This window comes from Catenulispora subtropica, assembly GCF_039531675.1.
In the GTDB taxonomy this organism is placed as follows: domain Bacteria; phylum Actinomycetota; class Actinomycetes; order Streptomycetales; family Catenulisporaceae; genus Catenulispora; species Catenulispora subtropica.
The window spans coordinates 40,153-58,615 of sequence record NZ_BAAAQM010000056.1 but is presented as its reverse complement, the minus strand read 5'-3'; the positions used below and the strand labels follow the sequence as shown (position 1 = coordinate 58,615).

Annotated in this window: 12 protein-coding genes; 4 read left to right on the top strand and 8 right to left on the bottom strand. The window is 72.3% G+C overall.

Going from position 1 to position 18,463, the window contains the following annotated elements:
• Window positions 1-20: 20 nt before the first annotated feature.
• The 3 genes from ABD466_RS35250 to ABD466_RS35240 are packed head-to-tail and all read right to left on the bottom strand — an operon-like array spanning window position 21 to window position 3,812.
• Window positions 21-1,253, bottom strand: a complete 1,233-nt coding sequence (locus ABD466_RS35250) for a hypothetical protein (RefSeq protein ID WP_344661588.1) — start codon at window positions 1,251-1,253, stop codon at window positions 21-23.
• 59 nt (window positions 1,254-1,312) lie between these two features.
• On the bottom strand, window positions 1,313-2,413 hold the full coding sequence (locus ABD466_RS35245; protein WP_344661587.1) for a transporter substrate-binding domain-containing protein: 1,101 nt from the start codon (window positions 2,411-2,413) through the stop codon (window positions 1,313-1,315).
• Between the two features lie 13 nt (window positions 2,414-2,426).
• Complete coding sequence (locus ABD466_RS35240) at window positions 2,427-3,812, bottom strand: hypothetical protein (RefSeq protein ID WP_344661586.1); 1,386 nt, start codon at window positions 3,810-3,812, stop codon at window positions 2,427-2,429.
• Between the two features lie 139 nt (window positions 3,813-3,951).
• Here ABD466_RS35240 and ABD466_RS35235 point away from each other — a divergent pair, with 139 nt between their 5' ends.
• The 3 genes from ABD466_RS35235 (at window position 3,952) to ABD466_RS35225 (ending at window position 7,995) form a co-directional block, all read left to right on the top strand.
• On the top strand, window positions 3,952-5,202 hold the full coding sequence (locus ABD466_RS35235) for a L,D-transpeptidase (protein ID WP_344661585.1): 1,251 nt from the start codon (window positions 3,952-3,954) through the stop codon (window positions 5,200-5,202).
• Window positions 5,203-5,232: 30 nt separating this feature from the next.
• Window positions 5,233-7,074: a glycoside hydrolase family 15 protein gene (locus ABD466_RS35230; protein ID WP_344661584.1), complete on the top strand. Its 1,842-nt coding sequence runs from the start codon at window positions 5,233-5,235 to the stop codon at window positions 7,072-7,074.
• Between the two features lie 213 nt (window positions 7,075-7,287).
• Window positions 7,288-7,995, top strand: coding sequence for an HAD family hydrolase (locus ABD466_RS35225; RefSeq protein ID WP_344661583.1), 708 nt, complete (start codon window positions 7,288-7,290; stop codon window positions 7,993-7,995).
• Window positions 7,996-8,008: 13 nt separating this feature from the next.
• Here the strand turns inward: ABD466_RS35225 and ABD466_RS35220 are convergent, their stop codons facing one another.
• Both ABD466_RS35220 and ABD466_RS35215 read right to left on the bottom strand, forming a co-directional pair.
• Window positions 8,009-10,888, bottom strand: a complete 2,880-nt coding sequence (locus tag ABD466_RS35220; RefSeq protein ID WP_344661582.1) for a hypothetical protein — start codon at window positions 10,886-10,888, stop codon at window positions 8,009-8,011.
• Window positions 10,885-14,187, bottom strand: a complete 3,303-nt coding sequence (locus tag ABD466_RS35215) for an FtsX-like permease family protein (protein WP_344661581.1) — start codon at window positions 14,185-14,187, stop codon at window positions 10,885-10,887. Before ABD466_RS35215 ends, ABD466_RS35220 begins: the two co-directional genes overlap by 4 nt.
• 222 nt (window positions 14,188-14,409) lie before the next feature.
• On the opposite strand from ABD466_RS35215, the gene ABD466_RS35210 reads away from it, so the two are divergent.
• A complete protein-coding gene (locus ABD466_RS35210; protein ID WP_344661580.1) occupies window positions 14,410-14,910 on the top strand; it encodes a GNAT family N-acetyltransferase in 501 nt (166 codons plus the stop codon).
• Between the two features lie 36 nt (window positions 14,911-14,946).
• Here ABD466_RS35210 and ABD466_RS35205 read toward each other — a convergent pair whose 3' ends face one another.
• From ABD466_RS35205 to ABD466_RS35195, 3 genes are read right to left on the bottom strand one after another with little or no spacing between them, the layout of a single operon-like run.
• Window positions 14,947-16,035 carry an ABC transporter ATP-binding protein gene (locus ABD466_RS35205; RefSeq protein ID WP_344661579.1) on the bottom strand — a complete coding sequence of 363 codons (1,089 nt, stop codon included), beginning with the start codon at window positions 16,033-16,035 and terminating at the stop codon, window positions 14,947-14,949.
• A 34-nt stretch (window positions 16,036-16,069) separates the two neighbouring features.
• Entirely contained in the window at window positions 16,070-16,957 is an 888-nt protein-coding gene (locus ABD466_RS35200; protein ID WP_344661578.1) for a carbohydrate ABC transporter permease, read from the bottom strand.
• On the bottom strand, window positions 16,954-18,462 hold the full coding sequence (locus ABD466_RS35195) for an ABC transporter permease subunit (RefSeq protein ID WP_425558827.1): 1,509 nt from the start codon (window positions 18,460-18,462) through the stop codon (window positions 16,954-16,956). Before ABD466_RS35195 ends, ABD466_RS35200 begins: the two co-directional genes overlap by 4 nt.
• Window position 18,463: the final 1 nt, after the last annotated feature.

Here is an 18,463-nt window from a genome sequence, read left to right as displayed (position 1 = left end):
GTGGAGCCTTTGTGTGAGTCCTATGACATGCTCGGCAGCGCCGCTCCGACCGCCGCCTGGTAGCCGCGCACCGCGTACTCCGCGGCCGCCAGGTCGCAGGGCGCGGACCACAGCAGGTCGCGGGCCGCGCGGTGGGCCGCGACCAGGCGCGGGGTCTCGGCGACGCCGTGCCGGGCGGCCCGCGCCCGGTAGGCGTCCAGCAGGCCCCTGAGCTCGTCGCGCCGGGCCAGCGGTGCCCGCACCTGCTCGACCCGCTTGTGGGCGTTCTCCAGGATCACGCGGCTGTTCTTCTCCAAGGCCGAAAGGTTCCGGCCCAGCAACGTCCAGGACTGGCCGGAGCGTTCCCGGCGCAGGTCGGCGACCTTGGTGCGGAGGTGCGCCGCGGCCGCCGAGGCCGGCGGCAGCCGGGGTCCGGAGATCTTGGCGAGCACCTCCGCGCGCACCGTCTCGGCCTCGGCCTCGGCCTGCGCGATCAGCGTGATCACGGCCTCGATCCCGGCCAGCCGCTCGTCGAACTCGGCGCGGGCGGCGAGCGCCTGCTCCAGCTCGACCCGCACCCGGTCCAGTTCGCCGAGGAGCTGGGTGACGCGCGCCGGCACGCCGACCGTGCCCGCCACCATGCCCAGCGGGTCGGACAGCGCGCGGCGGCGCATGTCGGCGGTCTGCGCCTCGATGTTCGCCAGGCGGTCGAAGACCGGGTCGGTACCAACCCCTACGGCGTCGGCGGTGGTGCGCGCGGCCTGCACCTTCTGTTTGAGCTCGTCGAGCGGCTCCAGCAGCCGGTTCCACGCGTTCTCGGCGTCGACCGCCACCTTCTTGACCAGGTCGTAGGTGCGGGTCATGGACTGGACGGCCTCGTCGAGCGTGAGGAAGTCCTGGGTGGAGGCCGGGTCCAGCAGCCCGCGCCGCTCGAAGGGCACCGCCTGCCGGGGCAGCGCGACCGAGCGCCCGGTGAGCAGGTCGGCCAGGGCCGCCAGCTCCTTGTCGCCGAGCCGGGTCTTGGGGCCGCCGCGCAGGGTCGAGACCCGGTCCAGCACCTGCTGGTAGGCCTCGAACACGGTCCAGAGGGCGGCGAGCTCGGCCGAGGCCCGCGCCCACGCCGTGGCGGTGTCGCCGCTGAGCTGGGCACCGTCCAGCAGCCGCCGCCCCGGGTGGTCGTCCAGTTCCAGCAGACCGGCCGAGACCCCGGAGCGCTCCTGGGCACGGCGGTCGATCGCGGCGTCGATCGCCTGCCGGGTCCATATGGTCGTCACGGTCGTGCTCGTGCTCCCCCCATGCCTTGCGGTCTACCGGCCCCGTCCGTCGGTCCGGCCTATTTCAGAGGGTACTGGTCGGGGGCCTTCGGGTGGGGCGCCACCGGCTTACCCAAATCGTTTGCAAACAGTGAGTCCCAGCCGTTCGGCCCGGGGTCGGCGATCAGGTTCGCCAGCGCCGTGTTCACGAACGGGGTCAGGTCGTTGGCCTTGGCCGGGTCGTAGTTCGTGACGATGCCGTAGGGCTGGGTCTGGACCGCCGGCGCGGTGGTGCGGTGGACGTGCGGGTCCTGCGCTTCCATGCCGCGCAGCAGGGCGTCGTCGGTGAACACCGCGTCCACCTGGTCCTCCTGGAGCAGCGCCAGGCAGTCCAGGGCGTAAGGGGCCTGGTAGGCGGCGTCGTCGCCGGCCTTCAGCTTGATGGTGTCGACGGCGGTCGAGTTCAGCGTGGCGCAGACCTTCTTGCCGGTGCCCTTCAGGCTCTCCAGCGTGGCCGCCTGCGGCTTGCCGTCGGCGCCGAGCGGCATCAGCAGCGTCTGGTCGGTGAGGTAGTAGGGGTCGGAGAAGCTCATGCGCTTGGGGCCCTGCATGCGCGCGCAGGTGATGGTGGTGGTGTGCACGGCCAGGTCGATGTTGCCGCTGTGCAGCTGCGCGTACTCTCCGGTCTTCGGGTCGGCCAGGGTCACCATCCGGAACTGGATGTGGCCGTCCTCGCCGAAGATGGCGCGGGCCATGGCCTTGGCGATGTCGACGTCGAAGCCCTGGGGCTCGTTGGTGTGGTGCGGGTCGTAGCTGAACAGGTAGGTGTTCAGGTCGATGCCCGCGACCAGGAAGCCGCGCTTGCGGATCTGGTCCAGGGTGCCGCCGGCCGGCACGGCGTCGTGCGGGCCGGGCAGCGGTCCCTGCCAGGCCGCGGCGGTCGCCTCCTTGCCGCAGGGCGTCGGCGGCGCGGCCGGCGCGCCGGGGATGGCGTTGTTGCCGATGCCCTCGCCGGCACGCGGGACACTCGGCGACCCCTTCATTTCCTTGCTCGAGCTGCACGCCGCGGTGAGACCGACGGCCGTCACCACGGCGACGGCGCCCCAGGCGCGGATCCGCTTGCGCTGCTTCGTCAGCTTCGTCGGCTTCGTCTGCTTCATCAGCTTCGTCTGCATCATCATCCTCACTGCCCCCTCAGTGGTATTCGGCAAGCCGCCGGCCCAGCCCCACGACCACCGCGGCGGCCATCGCGACGGCGAGCACGCCGAGCCCGATCTCCAGCCCGGTCAGCGCGTCGGCGCCGGACGCGGCCTCGGACCGGAACGCGTCCTCGGCGTGGGCGATCGCCTTGTCCAGGTCGGCCTGCAGCTTGCCGAACGACAGTGCGGCGCTGGGTGCCGGGGCGACGTAGTCGCGCTCGCCGAGCGCCGAGTCGACGGCCTTCTGGTACTGGTTCTGCGCGTCCAGGTCGCGCAGCATCTTGTGCTGCTTGGACCACTGATCCACGTCGTCGGCGGCGGCTCCGGCCAAGTCCCGTCCGGTACCGTCGGTCGCGATCTGGCCCGCGCTCTGCAGCGCGGCGGCCAGCTTCTCTTCAGTGCCGGGCGTGTGGTTGTTCGCCGCGTCGGTGCTCCCGGAGAAGTCGGTCTCCTTGTCATCGGCGGTGCCGCGGGCCACCAGGGTGAGCATCTCGTCGGTCCGGGCCTGGAGCGACAGGATCCGGGCCGTGGCCAGCACGCTGACCTGGTTCGAGCCCTTCTTCTTCGCCTGGTCCACGTGGCTGCTCTGGATCGACGTGGCGGCGGCGGCCCACATCAGGGACAGCGCCAGCGCGGCGGTGGCGGCGAGCAGGCCGATGCTGAACACCCGGTTGGTGCGGCGGCTCTCGCGGACCTGGATCACGATCAGCCCGCCCAGCATGAGCGCCCCGACCGCGATCATCGGCCACGGGAACTGCGTGGCCGTGTCCTCGGCGGCGGACAGGTTCTTCGCCTCGGCGTCGGTGAGCTTCTGCGCCTGCGGCAGGATCGTGCCCTGCATCAGGTTCGAGGCCTGTGTCAGGTAGCGGATGCCGACCGGGTACCCGACGAGGTTGTTCGCCGCGGCCGTGGCGTTGAGTTTCGCGTAGATCGGCAGCTGCTGGGCAATCCGGTCCAGAGCGTCCTTGGCCGCCCGGTCGGAGCCGGCCTCGTTGGTGGCGGCGAGCATCGTGCTCTGCGCCCCCTTGAGGTCGTCGTCGTAGCGCTGCAGCAGCTCCTTCGGCGCCTCGCCGACGTGCAGATAGATGGTCGCCGACGTGGCGTCGGCGTCGGAGAGGTCGTGGTAGAGCTGTTCGGCCTGCTGGATCAGCACGCCGCTGTGCGACTTCACGTCGTCCGCGCCGTCGGCGCGGATCTGCGTGGAGATGATGCCCGCGGCCCCGAAGAGCAGCGCGCCGACGGCCAGCACGACGCGGGTGCGGCCCAGCCTGCGGTCGGTCCGCGGGCGGCGTGCCGCCGGCGGCCCGGGGTGCTGCGCGACCGCGCCGGCTCCCGTGGCGGCCGGCGCCGATGTCGGCGGATTTCCGGTGGCGAGCGTCATCCAGGGCCCCCTCGTGTTTCCCATCCCTTGGCAGTTGGCATTCTGCCTCGCCGCTGGTTAAGGAAAACCTAACGGTTCGACAGCACGCTGCGGTGGCATCGGTATCAGCCAGTTATAAGATCGAGCACAGGAGGCGATTATGCGCAGACTGCAGAAGCTCGCCGCCACGATGGCCGCGGTGGCCGTCGTGGCCCTCGCCGGTGGATGCGGCGGCGGTGGAAGCGGCTCGAAGGCCTCTAAGAATCCCGTGGGGAACCCGGCTGCGGGATCGGGCACACCGACCGCCGGCGGGGCGGCGTCCTCCTCGTCGAGCGCGGCGCCGAGTACGTCCTCGTCGTCGTCCTCGGCCGCGGTCGTCGTGATCAAGCCGGCCGCGAACACGTCCGACGCCGACCCCGCCTCGCAGATCCAGGTGAGCGTGGCCAACGGGAAGCTGACGTCGGTCACCGCGCAGCTGTCCGGCGGGGGCGCGGTCGCCGGGGCCCTGGACGCCTCCGGCGCCTCCTGGACGTCGGCCAACCCGGTCGGCATCGGCCACACCTACCTGGTGACCGCCGTGGCCACGGGCGACGACGGGAAGCAGCAGACTGTCACGTCCCAGTTCACGACGGCCAAGCCGGCCAACGTCTACACCGGCACCTACACCCCGGACAACGGCACCACCTTCGGCATCGCCCAACCGGTCTCCATCACCTTCGACAAGCCGATCCCGGACAAGGCCGCGGTCGAGAAGCAGCTGACCGTGACGTCCGACCCGCCGGTGGACGGCGCGTGGCACTGGTTCGGCTCGCAGCGCGTGGACTGGCGGCCGCAGCAGTACTGGGCGGCCGGCACGAAGGTGACGCTGCACATGCGGCTGGACGGCGTGAAGAGCGGGAGCCTGTACGGGAAGCAGAACCGCGACGCCACCTTCACCATCGGGCGCGCGCTGGTCGCGACGATGGACGCCGACGCGCACAAGATGACGGTCACCACCGGCGGCAAGACCACGACCCTGCTGACCAGTTCGGGCAAGCCCGGGTTCGAGACCTGGAACGGCACCATGACGGTGCTGGAGAAGGACCAGGACATCCGGATGAACTCCACCACGGTGAACATCTTCGGCGTCAACGCCTACGACATCCCGCACGTGTACTGGGCGGTACGCCTGACACCGTCCGGCACCTTCGTGCACGGCGCGCCCTGGAACGAGGGCAAGTTCGGCAAGGTCAACGGCAGCCACGGCTGCATCGGCCTGTCGTCGTCCGACGCGGAGTGGTTCTTCAACCAGGTGATTCCGGGCGATCCGGTCACCGTGGTGAACTCGAAGGACACCGTGAAACCCGACAACGGGTTCGGCGACTGGAACCTGAGCTGGGCCGACTGGACGGCGGGCAGCGCGCTGCACTGAACACGTCGCGCCGGACTGTAGGGTCTGGCCATGACCTCGCACGCCTACCCTGCGATCGACGATCACGCCCTGCTCGGCGACCTGCGGACCTGCGCTTTGGTGACCGGCGACGGGACCGTCGACTGGTTCTGCCCCGGACGGTTCGACGCGCCGAGCGTGTTCGGCGCGCTGCTGGACGACGCGGTCGGCGGCGGCGCGTTCCGGGTCTGGAGCGAGGGCGCGTCGGCGAGCCTGGCGTACATCCCGGACACCGCCGTGGCGGTGACCCGGTTCGTGGCCGCCGACGGCGCGGTGGGCGAGGTCGTGGACTTCATGGTCCCGGACGAGAGCTCCGCGGACGACGGGCGGACCCTCCTGTACCGCATCGTCCGCGGCGTCGAGGGCCGGATCCGGTTCACGATGTACTGCCACCCGCGGTTCGACTACGGGCGCGAGGAAGCCCGCGAGCCCGTCCTGGAGCGGCGCGGCACGGCGCACGCCGCGGTGTTCGAGGGATCGCAGACCTCGCTGACCCTGTTCGGCACCGTGCCGATGGTCACCGTCGGCGAGGCCGCGGCGGCGCAGCTCGAACTGTTCGCCGGGCAGGCGGCCGTCTTCCTGGTGGCCGCCTCCGCGCCGGGCGACTGGGTCCCGGACGTGGAGCACGAGGCGGAGCGGTCGCTGGCCGAGACGCTGGCGTTCTGGCTCGGCTGGGTCGCCAAGAGCGGCTACCGCGGCCGGTGGCCGGACGCCGTGCACCGCTCCGCGATCACCCTCAAACTGCTGACCCACGCGCCGACCGGCGCGATCGTCGCCGCCGCGACCACCGCGCTGCCGGAGCAGATCGGCGGACCGCGCAACTGGGACTACCGCTACACCTGGATCCGTGACGGTTCCTTCTCCGCCCGGGCCCTGCTCGACCTCGGATACCGGGACGAGGCCGAGGCGTTCGCCCGGTGGGTCACCGCCCGCCTGGCCGAAGGCCCGACGCGCCTCGGTGAGCCGTTGGACATCATGTACCGGGTCGACGGCACGTCGGACCTGATCGAGGAAGAACTGCCGCAATGGAGGGGCTACATGTCCTCCTCCCCGGTACGCATCGGCAACGGCGCCGCGGAGCAGCTCCAGCTCGACATCTACGGCGAGTTCCTCTACTCCCTGGGCGGCACCGAGCACCTGCGCAGCCCGGAGGGCCAGGCCGCCGTCGCGAAGCTGCTGGACTGGCTGGTGGAGAACTGGGCCCGGCCCGACGAGGGCATCTGGGAGACCCGCGGCGGCCGTCGCGACTTCACCTACAGCCGGCTGATGTGCTGGGCCGCGTTCGAGTACGGGCTGCGGATCGCCCCGACCCAGGAGAACGCGGGGATGTGGGCCGTGATGGCCCACGCGATCGCCGACGAGATCCGGCTCAAGGGCTGGGACGAGAAGCAGGGCTCGTACGTGCAGAGCTACGGCGACCCCGCGCTGGACGCCTCCCTGCTGCTGATGCCCGTGGTCGGCTTCACCAGCCCGGAGGACCCGCGCTGGCACGCGACCCTGACGGCGATCGAGCAGGGCCTGACCCACGACGGGCTCTGCCACCGCTACCGCGTCGACGACTTCAGCGACGGCCTGGAGGGCGACGAGTCGAGCTTCGACCTGTGCACGACCCTGTACCACACGGCCCTGGCCGGGAGCGGGGAAGTGGAGCGGGCCCGGAAGATGTTCATGGACTTCCTCGGCCACGCGGGCCCCACCGGCCTGTTCGCCGAGGAGCTGACACCGGAGGGCGAGCAGCTGGGCAACTTCCCCCAGGCGTTCACCCACCTCGGCGTGATCTGGACGGCGCTGGCCCTGGACACCGCCCTGGACGCCGTGGACACCGTCGACGCCGTCCCGGACGCGAGGATCTGAAGCCGCCGACGACTCCGGCCCCTCCGCACCTCGCAACGGCCCGCCACGGATCACCACCCGGACGCCGTAACCCGTTGGCATGACTTTCCCATCGACATCGCCCTGCCCGGGCAACACCGCTTTACAATCACCGCAGCAACGCCGCGCCATCGGGCACTGTTGGGAATGGGGAGCCGTCTGACGCCGAAGCGTCCCGCGAGAGGAACCCGCACCATGCACATCCCGGGCAAGTCCCGCACCATCGAGGCCGTCGTCTTCGACGTCGGGGAGACCCTCGTCGACGAGACCATCGAGTACCACAACTGGGCCGACTGGCTCGGCGTACCCCGCCACACCTTCTCGGCCGTCTTCGGCGCCGTCATCGCCGCGGGCCGCCCGCACCTCGACGTCTTCGAGCACTTCCAACCCGGCTTCGACCTCACCGCCGAACGCGAAGCCCGCGCCCTGGCCGGGCGCCCCGAAGGCTACGGCGAACGCGACCTCTACCCGGACGCCCGCCGCACTCTGGCCGCCCTGAAAGACGCCGGCTACCTGGTCCTGATCGCCGCCAATCAAACAGCGGCCTCCCACCGCATCCTCGAGAGCCTGGACCTTCCCGTCCACCTCGTGACCACCTCCGCGATGTGGGGCGGCCTGGAGAAGCCGGATCCGGCGTTCTTCACGAAGGTCGTCGAGGTCGGCGACGAGGTGTCGCGGGCCGAGGGACGCGGGCCGCTGTCGGGGGCCGGAAGCGTGTTGTACGTCGGCGACCGGCTGGACAACGACATGCGCCCGGCGTGGGGGGCGGGGCTGCGCACGGCGTTCATTCGGAGGGGCCCGTGGGGGCAGGTGCACGGGGATCACCCGGACCTTGTCGCCAAGGCGGACTTCTATCTGACGAGTCTCGATCAGTTGCCGGCCATGCTGGTGGACGAAGTGTGAGGCTGCGGCGGGTTCACTCGAACTCCGCCGCCCGCAAGCGCACCGTCATCTCCGCCGACCTCCGCATCAAGACATCCGCCACCGTCCCGGCCACCACCGCCCCGACCACGACCACCCCGTCGATCACAGCCCACCGCATCCCCGTGGGCGCCGTCCCGACAACCGCGGCTCCGCCCCGGGTCAGGGGTCCGATGATCGGCGCCAAGGCGACTCCGGCGCCGATCCCGACCACGGCCGCCAGCAGCGCCAGCGGCAGCGTCACCAGGAAGGAGATCGCCCTCGCGGCTCCGCCGCGCAACCCGAACACCTGCAACAACAACGCGCTGTCCCTGCTCGCGCCGCGTGACGAGGCCAACAGCAACAACAAACACAGGGCGAAGTACGCCCCGCACAGCAGCTCCACCAAGTGGAAGACCGTCCGCGCCGCGGCCACCCGGGCGTCGCCCAGACCGGTCTTCTCCGCGTCGGCGAAGCGGTCGACGAGCAGGCCCGCCGGGCTGTACGGCGCCAGCGCCGCCTGCAGGTCCCGCCTCGACGGCGTTCCCGCGATCCAGGCCGTGTTCGGCTCTCCGAACGTCGTCAACGGTGTCACCGCTGCGCCGGGCAGCTGGTCCGCCGCCACGATCACATACGACTGCCCGTTCTCCGCCGTCACCGACTCCGCGGCCGGCAGGTCCACGGCCGCCACGTAGTCCGCCTTCACCGTCTGGCCGGGCGGCCCGACGCTCCCGTCCGTCCCCACCAGCGACGCCAAGTCCGGTGACACCAGAACCGGTGCGGCCCGGTCGTCTCCGATGGTGCGGGGCCACAGATCCGGCACCGTGCCCATCGGCACGTCGAAGGCTTCCCGCGTCGCCGCCGCCAGAGCCCGGAACGAGCGCGGATCGACCACGATCAGCGCCGCTCGCCGTCCACCCGGGTCCCCACCGGGGTCGATGGTTCCAGGGCCGACCCATGCCGCCGCCACCGCGGTGACCCCGGGCACCTTCCTCGCCGCGTCCACGAACCCCGGGTCGAAGGCGGGCGCCGGCGCTTCCGGATCCGGTACCGCCTGCTGCGCCGTGACCCGTGCCGCCGCTCCCACCGTGTGCACCGCGTCGATCCGCACGCGCTGGGGCACCGCCGCGTCGTATCCCGCGGCGAACATCCCCGCCGCGACCACCACGGCCAGGCCGGTCAGCGGGGCCGCGACCGCCCGGACCCGCCGCGCGGCCAGGACCGTGGCGACGAAGCCCGCCGCCGCCCGCCCCGCCCGTGCGGCGAAGGCCGGTCCGGCCAGCAGCGCGGGAACCAGCCGCACCGTCGCGACGCCCGCGCTCACCGCCAGCAGCGCCGGGGCGGCGACGGCGATCCAGTCGATCGATCCCGCCGCCGCGTCGACGCCCTGCGAGCGCAGGAACGCCAGTGCTCCCACCGCGCCGGCCACGAGTCCCCCGTCCCGCACCGCGCGCCGGGCCCGCGCCTCACCGCCGAGCCGCTCGTGGCGCTGCGACGGCAGGCGATCCGTGTGGCGCCCCACCAGCACCAGCACGATCGCCACCGACACCAGCGTCTCCAAGACCGCGCCGTACCAGGCCTCCGCCGCGTTGCGCGGCGTCGGTCCGAGTGCCAGGGCGATCCCGACGCCCACCGCGCCGAAACCCAGCACCACGGCGCCGGTCTGCACGGCGAACCGCACAGCCAGCCGCCACGAGGCCGCACCTCGTGCTTTGCACAGGGCGATCTCCGCCGATCGTCGGGTCACCGTCATCCGCAGCATCAGCAGGAACGCGGCCAGTCCCCCCGCCACTGTTCCGCCGAGCACCACGGCGTCGAGCGCGTGGCCCGCCCGCTGATCCTCCTCGGCGGCGGCGATCAGTTTCGGCAGTCCGGTGGAGAGCTCCATCGGGTAGGGCACTCCCGAGGGGTCGGCCGGTGTCGCGCCCTTGCCGAAACGCTGCGCGTCCCGCAGGCCGGCGGCGACCGCGGGCAGGCCGGCGCGGGCCAGCCGGGCCCGGTCCACGATGTGTTCCATCGTGACCACGACCGGATCGCCCGTGAACTGGGCGACCAGGTCGACCGTCGAGGGATCGTCCACCAGGACGTCCGCCATCCACACGTCCGACAGGGCCTTGCAGTCGACGGCGGGCGGGTTGCACGCCCGTGTCTTCAACGGGCGCAGCAGGTTCGGCGTGAACGCCCACATCTGATCGTCGGTCGGCGCGCCGGTGTCGAAGACCCCGCTGACCACCAGCTCGAGGGTGGACGCGCTCGACGCCCGCGCCGAGCCTCCGGCGCCGGCCACCGGCGCGTGCACCTTGGCCCCGGTGTGCAGCCCCAGTACGTCGGCCACGCTGCGCGACAGCGCGACGGGCACCGACCAGCCCGGCCCCGGCGATCCGGGCTGCGACGATCCGGGCTGCGGCGATCCGGTGGGCCCCGGCGCCGTACTCTTCATCCACGCAGGCGGCCCTGGCGGAGCCCCCTCCACGAACGAGACAGCGCTCTCATATCCGACCACCGACACCGGCCTCGCCTGCACCGGGAGCCGTACCGTCGCCGGCGGATCGGTCACCTGGAGCGACATCTCCTTGGCCACCGTGATCCGCGTCGCTGTGACCAGACCGCCCACCACCGCTGGAAGCGATCCCCGGCTCGTTGCGGCGATCTCGCGCAGCGCGGCGCCGTCCTCCACCGTGAAGGTCTGGTCCGGCAACCCCGACTTCGCCGTCAGCACCAGATCCCGCTGGGTGTGCAGCGCACGGCCGGTGATCGTGGAGACCGTCGCGGCGTCCGAGGCGTCCGTCTCCGCGGGCACCGCCGCGGCGGCCCCCGCGGTCGCCGCGGCCAGCAGCGCGACCAGGGCCAGCGCGGAGCGTCCGGCCCGCAGTTCGGCACGCCACCGCGCGCTCATCGCTCCGCCCCGGCCCGCAGCACCAGGCCCGAGGGCTCGCGCCGGCCCCGCAAGGCCAGGAAGGACGTCCCGAACAGGAACAGCGCCGTCATGCCCACCGCCCCGGCCATCATCGGCCGGTCGACCACCTCGTGCGGTGCGGGGACCGCGGTCGCGCCGGTGTCGGTGAAGATCATGAACGACAGCTCCGATCGGATCGCGACGGTGGCCAGGGCCAGCCCGGCGGCGGTGCCGAGCAGTACCAGCAGCGCCTGCTCGGCCAGCAGCACGGCCAGGGTGCGGCGCCGGGAGAGTCCCAGCGCGTGGAGAAGCGCGAGCTCGACCGACCGCTCGCGCAGGGTGGTGACGGCGTGCAGGCTGAAGCCGACGAGGATGAACAGGAGCGCGGCCGAGGCGCCGACCAGCAGCGTGATCCGGATGCCGGCGGCGAACGGGTCGTCGCGCAGGGCGGCGGTCAAGCGCTGCCGGTCCGCGGTCGGGTGCGTGCCTTCGAAGGAGGCCAGATAGCCCTGGACGCGGTCGTCCAACTGCGCCGGCGAGGTCCCGGGGGCCGCGGACGCCCACCACTCCGCCGAGTGGCCGGTGCCGGTGGGAGCGTCGCGCAGGTTGTAGAAGCCGCGCGGCACCAGCAGGACCTCGCGGTCGCGCCCCGGGTTCCGGGCCGGGTTCGGGTCTGTGCCGGGGACGGAGTCCAGGACTCCGACGAAGTGCAGCTTGACCGTGTCGCCGCCGAAGCCGGTGGTGTCGTACGTGTCGCCGACCTTCTTCTGCAGGCCGGCCAAAAGCCGCGCGGACGCCAGCGCCGGCACGGTCGGCTTCTCACCGCGGAAGACCACGGCTTGGGTCAACGGCAGCCGGTCCTGGGTGCCGTATCCGGAGGTCTGGTTCATCGTGAACGCATCAGGGCCCGAACCATCCGAGATCTGCATCGAGTCCGGGGGAACCGACAGCAGGCTCAGGGCGTGGCCCGCGGCGTCCCCGGCGGCCCACGGCCGGATCCCGGGCGGCAGCGGCGACGGCCGCCCGCCGGCGGACAGATCGGACATCCGCACCGTGACGTTCTCGCGGACGCCGGTCGGCTGCCCGTAGGTGAACCGCACGCTGAGCAGCCGCAGCGGGTAGGCGATGGTGCCGCCGCGGGCGTCGATCCGGCCGGTCAGCGGGTGCGCGACCCCATCGGGACCGTTCACCGTGCCGAGGTCGATCCAGGTCAGGCCGCCATAGGCGTCGGCGATCGCGGCGGCCACCGAGAGCTGTCCGAGACCGCTGTCGGCGCGATCCGAGCTGTAGCGCGCGGTCAGCGCCAGACTGTCCGGACGGCCCGGCAAGGGGACGCCGCCGGTGTCACCGTGCGCGTCCCAACCATCGGTCACCAGCGCTCCGGCCAGCGCCGGCCAGGGCTGCCCGGCCTGGTCCGAGCGCAGGGTGAACACCTTCCCCGCCCGCGCCGGATCGATGCCCAGCACGTCCGCGTCCACCGTGTCCGAGCTCGAGTACCCGAGCGAGGCCACGTCCCGCAGCACGGCGGTCCCCGTTCCGGTGCCGGGCAGGGCGGCCAGGCCGCCGAGGGTCCCGGCGCCGCCGGAGGGCACCAGGGTGGCGCGCACGTCGGCTCCGACCGTATAAGTGGCCTGATCGTGCGCCGAACGGTCGGCGGAGGCCAGGAAGACCGTGGCCTGCACCCCGACCGCGACCGCCATGATGAGCAGGATCATCGGTGCCGCGTAGGCCCGCGCGGTGCGTCCGACCCGCCAGCCGGCCAGCGCCCCGACCGCGCCCCGGCGCCGGGCGGCGAACCGCTCCAGGGGCCCGGCCAGCAGCGGCAGCAGCCGCAGCGCCACCAGCGCGCCGGCCACCAGCAGCACCGACGGCGCCACCGCCTGCGGGACGCCGAGGCGGCCCACGCGCGCGACGTCGGCGGCGTGCACCACCTCCCACAGCGCGGCCGCGCCGAGCGCCACCACCACCAGGTCCAGTCCGGTGCGCTGCACGACGGTCCGCGCGGTGGAACGGCTCTTGCCGCGGCGCACACCCACGAACGACAGCGCGCCGCCGAGCCCGGCGGTGGCCAGCAGGACCACGGTCACGGCGGCCACCCCGAACGCCACCGCCCAGTACCCGCCGGAGATCGGCGAACCGCCGCCGGTCGACCAGCGGCGGGCGGTGAGCCGGTGGTCCAGCCAGCGGGCGGCGAAGGGCGCGGCGAGCGCGGCCGGCGCGGCCAGCAGCATCCCCTCGGTCACCCCGATCCGCAGCAGGCCGGCGACCGAGGCGCCGCGCGCCCGCAGCAGGCCGTCGGACTCGCGCCGGTACTCGGCCAGCAGCCGCGCGGTGAGCACCAGTGCGGTGCCCGCGAGCATCGCCAGCTGCAGCACCTGCAGCAGGTTCAGGCGGTCGCTGATCTGCCGGCCGGCGGTGATGCCGACGGTGTGCGGGCCCAGCGTGTCCCAGACGGTGGGCTGGATCTGCGGCGGTGCGGCGGCCTTGAGCGCGACGTCCAGGCCCGCGAGCCGGTCCGCCAGCGTCGCGGCCTGGCCGCCGGTGACGGCCGCGAACGCCGGGGTGGCGGAGTATCCCAGGGTCTTGATCTCCAGCACCGGGCCCGCGGTGACGCTCGGGTCGACGGCCAGCGGGCCGAAGGTCGGCCGGTCCAGGTTGCCCCGCTGCGCGCCGAGGAACAGCTCGTGCTGCCAGAACGGGGAGCCGGGGTCCGTGGGCCGGTAGACGCCGGTGATCCGGAAGACCGCCTTCGCGCCGTCCTGGCGCGCGTCCACGGTGACCGTGTCGCCGGCCTTCCAGTGCTGCGCCGTCGCGGCGGCCTCGGGGACCGCGGTCTGGAACACCGCTCCGGCCGCGGCATCGGCGCCCAGCGGTCCGGGCCAGGTGCCGGAGAGCAGGCGGGCGTGCGCCGGGAGATCGGACGCGGCCCAGAAATAGACGCTCACCGGCGGAGTGGCCGTGTCGATTCCGTAGGCGACGCTCGCGACGGTGGATCCGACGGTGACCGGGATGTCGCCGAAGGCGCCGGAGACCGCGTCCCGTGCCTCGGTGTCGACGCGGCCGCGCAGCGCGGGGTCGTCCGGCCACCGGAAACCGGTGTCGTAGGTGGCGAAGACGGTGCGCGCGGCGGGCGGGATTTCGTCGAACGCCTTGCGCAGCCCTTCGCGGTCCGCCGCAGCGGTGTGCATCCGCACCAGGGTGACCAGCACGAGCGCCGGCAGCAGCACCGTGAAGGCGGCCGCGAGCAGGGTCGCCTGTGCGGCCGCGCGCCGCCGGACCAGACCCGGGCCCCCGCTCATCGCCGGCTCCCCGCGCGGACGGACGCGCGGACGGACGCGCCGGACGCTTCACTCATGTGTCGGAGAACGGGATGATCACGCTGCGCCGTTGCGCCCGTTACCGAACGGTGATGTCAGGGTTCTCCATCACGCGCCGCGCCGGAACGGCGCCGCCGCCCGACGATTGTCACAGAGTCCTGATACCGTCGGCGATGGAAGATCCACGGCACCGGAGGACGAGAGATGCTGCTGCGTGATGTCGAGCCGGCCGACTACGACGCCTACGTCGCCCTGCGCTGCGACCCCGCGATGATGGCCGAGCTCGGCGGCCCGCAGCCGCTGGAGGCCATCGGCCCCAAGGTCGCGAAGGACGCCGCCGACGCGGCCGCCGGGACCAGCTGGATCAAGATGATCGTGCTCGACGAGACCTACCCGGAGGACGTGGCCGGCGCCGTCACCATCTGGCGCGACCACCACGGCGGCGAGGAGTTCTCGGAGATCGGGTGGATGGTCCTGACCGCCTACCAGGGCCGCGGCGTGGGCAAGCGCGCGGTGGCGATGCTCCTCGACGCGGCCCGCGCCGACGGCCGCTGGGGCCCGGTCCACGCGTTCCCCGGCGTCACCGACGCCGCCTCCAACGGCATCTGCCGCTCGCTGGGCTTCGACCTGCTCGGCCCGGAGGAGATCGAGTTCGCCGGGCGGCCGTTCGCGGCGAACCACTGGGTCTACGAGGCCGGGGTCTGACGGTCTCCGGCCCGGAACGACGGGATCGCGGAGTGCTCAGTCCGGCAGCCGCACCCCGCTCCCGGCGTCGAACAGATGGAGCGCCGCCCCGGTTCGCACTCCCAGCACCACGCCCTCGCCCTTCGCCGGCACCGGTCCCCCGGCGTGTCGCACCACCAGGTCGCTCTCCACGCCGTCGACGACCGTGCGGGCCGTGACCAGGTAGTCCCGTCCGGTGTCCCGGACCAGGACCGCCGTCGCCCGGATGCCCTCGGCGCCGTCGGAGCCGATCGCGAGGTCTTCGGGGCGCACGCCGATGACGGCGCGGGGGCCGGTCAGGGCGGCCGCCTGGGCCGGCGTCAGAGGCACGGCCAGACCGCCGAGGCGGACCGCGCCGTCGACGGCCGGGGCGGTGACCAGGTTCATGCCCGGTTCGCCGAGGAACTGCGCGACGGCGATGGTGGCGGGCGCCGCGAAGACCTCGGCCGGGGTGCCGAGCTGCTGGACGCGGCCGCCGTCCAGGACGGCGATGCGGTCCGCGATCTGCCAGGCGTCCACCGAGCTGCAGGTGGCGTAGAGGGTGGTGATGCCCAGTTCGCGTTGCAGGGCGGCGATCGGGGAGCGGCCGCGCATCATGTGCGGGGTCCCGGAGCCGGCCAGGGGCTCGTCCAGGCAGACCACGTCCGGACGGCGGACGATGGCCCGGGCCATGGTGGTGCGCTGGCGGACGTCGTAGCCGACCGCGTCCGGCTTGGCGTTGAGGTGGTCGGCCACGCCGCACAGCTCGGCGACCTGCTGGACGCGGGCCGCGGCCGACTTCACCGACGACTTGCGCATCGTGAGCGGCAGCGCGATGTTCTCGCGGATGGTCTGGTTGGGGAACAGGGCGAAGCCCTGGAAGATCATGGACACGCCGCGCTTGTCCGGGGCGGTGCGGCCGACGTCCTTGCCGCCGATCAGCACGGTGCCCCGGTCCACGGGTTCCAGACCGGCCAGCATCCGCAGCAGCGTGCTCTTGCCGCTGCCGGACGGGCCGGTCAGGACGAGCAGCTCGCCGTCGCGGACGTCGATGCTGACGCCGTCGACGGCGGGCCGCCACGCCCCGTGGAACACCCGGGTGGCGTCGATGAAGCGGACGTCCGCCACGGTTTCGCGCTCTCCTGCCTGGCTTGCAAACCCGCTAGCCCTTGACCGAACCGGCCATGAGTCCCTGCACGAAGTATCTCTGGAAGGCGAAGAACACGATAAGCGGGACCGACAGCGACAGGAACGCGCCGGGCGCCAAAATGTCGATGTTGCTGCCGAACTGCCTCATGTTGGACTGCAGCGCCACGGTCAGCGGCTGGGTCTTCGCGTTCGAGAACACCAGCGCGACCAGCAGGTCGTTCCAGACCCACAGGAACTGGAAGATGGCCAGCGAGGCGATCGCCGGCAGCCCCAGCGGCACGATCACCTTCCGGAAGATCGTCCACTCGCTGCCGCCCTCCATCCGCGTGGCCTCCAGCAGCTCCCGCGGGATCGCCGCGAAGAAGTTGCGGAGCAGGTAGATGGCGAACGGCAGCCCGAACCCGACGTGGAACAGCACCACGCCGAGGATGGTCCCGAAGATGTGCAGGTTCCGGTAGAGCGAGGCCACCGGCAGCAGCGCCACCTGGATCGGCACCACCATCAGCCCGACCACCACCACGAACAGCCAGTCCCGCCCGCGGAAGTCGATCCAGGCGAAGGCGTACGCCGCCAGCGCTCCGAGGAACACCACCAGCACCGTGGCGGGCACGGTGATCAGCACCGTGTTCCACAGGGACTGGATGATCCCCTTGTTGCCGAAGATGTCGGTGTAGTCCTTGAACGTCAGCTGCGCGGGGTGGGTGAAGACCGTCCACCAGCCGCTGCCCGTGATGTCGGAGGCCTTGCGGAACGAGCTGATGAACAGGCCGAGCGTGGGGATCAGCCAGACCACGCCGACCACCAGCACGACGATGTACAGCGCACCGCCGGTCAGGCGCTTGGCGATCCGGGTTCCGAGCGGCACTTGGCCGGGCACCGCCACCGGTCGAGTGACACTCATCGCCCCTCCTTCTTCTCGTTGCGCAGCCGCCGGATGTTGAAGTACATGGCCGGCAGCACCAGCAGGTACAGGAAGACCCCGATCGCGCTGCCGAGGCCCTGGTCCTGGCCGCCGCCGAAGGACACGCTCCACATGTGCACGGCCAGCACGTTCGCGTCCGGCAGCGTGGATCCGGGGGCGATGACGTAGACGAGGTCGAAGACCTTCAGCACATTGATGATCTGGGTGACCAGCACCACCAGCAGCACCGGGGCCAGCAGCGGCACGGTGACGCGCCAGAAGATCTGTCTCTCGTTCGCCCCGTCGACGCGGGCCGCCTCTTGCAGCTCGCGGGGGATCGAGGCCAGTCCGGCGGCGATCAGCACCATCGCGAAGCCGGCCCAGATCCACAGGTACGACGCGATGATCGCCGGGGTGACCAGGCTGGGTCCCAGCCATTGGATGCCGCGGTAGGGTTCGGCGAAGTTGGCGGCCGGGATCTCCAGGGCGTAGCTCGCCCCGGGTTTGAGGCCCTTGATGGTGAAGGTGCCGTCGTCGTGCGCGGTCGCCGATCCGGCGGCCTTCCCGGTCGCGGTGTCGATCGCCTTGACCGAGATCCCCGGCATGCCCTTCTTGCCGGTGTCGATGTGGTTCGGTGTGCCGCCGCCGCCGTAGATGATGTCCAGCCAGACGGTGCCCTCGATCTGGTCCGCGGCCGGCTGCGCGGCCGGGGCGGCGGCCTGGGCCGACTTGCCCGGCAGCTTCGCCGCCTGGATGCCGACCAGCGGCACGTTCGCCACCGAACCGGCGGTGTACGTCTTCACCGAGGTGAACGACCCGCCGGCAGCCGGCTTCGCCAGGTCCGGGCGCGGGTGCGCGCCGGGGTACTTCGACGACGGGGCGAAGGTGTCGTGGATCCCGACGGCCACGGCGTTGGCCACGCCCTGGTTCGGGTCCTGCTGGTAGACCAGCTCGAAGATGACGCCGGCGGCCAGGAACGAGATGGCCATCGGCATGAAGATGATCGCCTTGAACGCGGTCGACCACCGGATCTTCTCACTGAGCAGCGCGAACATCAGGCCCAGCGCGCAGGCGACGGTCGGCGCGCACACCACCCAGATGATGTTGTTCTGCAGCGCCTTGAGCGTGGCGTGGTCGGTGAACAGGGTCTTGTAGTTCTGCAGGCCGACCCACTTGGAGCCGTCGTGATCGTGCAGGCTCAGCCAGATCGAGTCGATGGCCGGCCAGATGATGATGCCCAGCAGGATCACCGCGGCCGGGACCATGAACCCGAAGCGGACCCGGACCGGGATGCGCAGCGGGCTGGGGCCGCCGTGGCCGGCCAGCGGGTGCGGTCCCGAGGGCAGCGCGGGCTGAAGGAGCGGTGCCGGGGTGGGGACGGCGGCCGGTACGGGGTCCGGCGCGGCGTCCGATCTGGCGTCCGGCGCGGCGTCCGGGGTCGGGGTGGGCGGCCCCGCCGCCGGGGAGTCCCCGGCGGCGGGAGTCGCGGACAGGCTCTCGTCCATG

Bases quoted from the DNA above. Each gene is read 5' to 3' on its own strand.
- ABD466_RS35245 (WP_344661587.1), bottom strand. From the start codon at position 2,413: ATGATGATGCAGACGAAGCTGATGAAGCAGACGAAGCCGACGAAGCTG.
- ABD466_RS35240 (WP_344661586.1), bottom strand. From the start codon at position 3,812: ATGACGCTCGCCACCGGAAATCCGCCGACATCGGCGCCGGCCGCCACG.
- ABD466_RS35235 (WP_344661585.1), top strand. From the start codon at position 3,952: ATGCGCAGACTGCAGAAGCTCGCCGCCACGATGGCCGCGGTGGCCGTC.
- ABD466_RS35230 (WP_344661584.1), top strand. From the start codon at position 5,233: ATGACCTCGCACGCCTACCCTGCGATCGACGATCACGCCCTGCTCGGC.
- ABD466_RS35225 (WP_344661583.1), top strand. From the start codon at position 7,288: ATGCACATCCCGGGCAAGTCCCGCACCATCGAGGCCGTCGTCTTCGAC.
- ABD466_RS35220 (WP_344661582.1), bottom strand. From the start codon at position 10,888: ATGAGCGCGCGGTGGCGTGCCGAACTGCGGGCCGGACGCTCCGCGCTG.
- ABD466_RS35215 (WP_344661581.1), bottom strand. From the start codon at position 14,187: ATGAGCGGGGGCCCGGGTCTGGTCCGGCGGCGCGCGGCCGCACAGGCG.
- ABD466_RS35210 (WP_344661580.1), top strand. From the start codon at position 14,410: ATGCTGCTGCGTGATGTCGAGCCGGCCGACTACGACGCCTACGTCGCC.
- ABD466_RS35200 (WP_344661578.1), bottom strand. From the start codon at position 16,957: ATGAGTGTCACTCGACCGGTGGCGGTGCCCGGCCAAGTGCCGCTCGGA.
- ABD466_RS35195 (WP_425558827.1), bottom strand. From the start codon at position 18,462: ATGGACGAGAGCCTGTCCGCGACTCCCGCCGCCGGGGACTCCCCGGCG.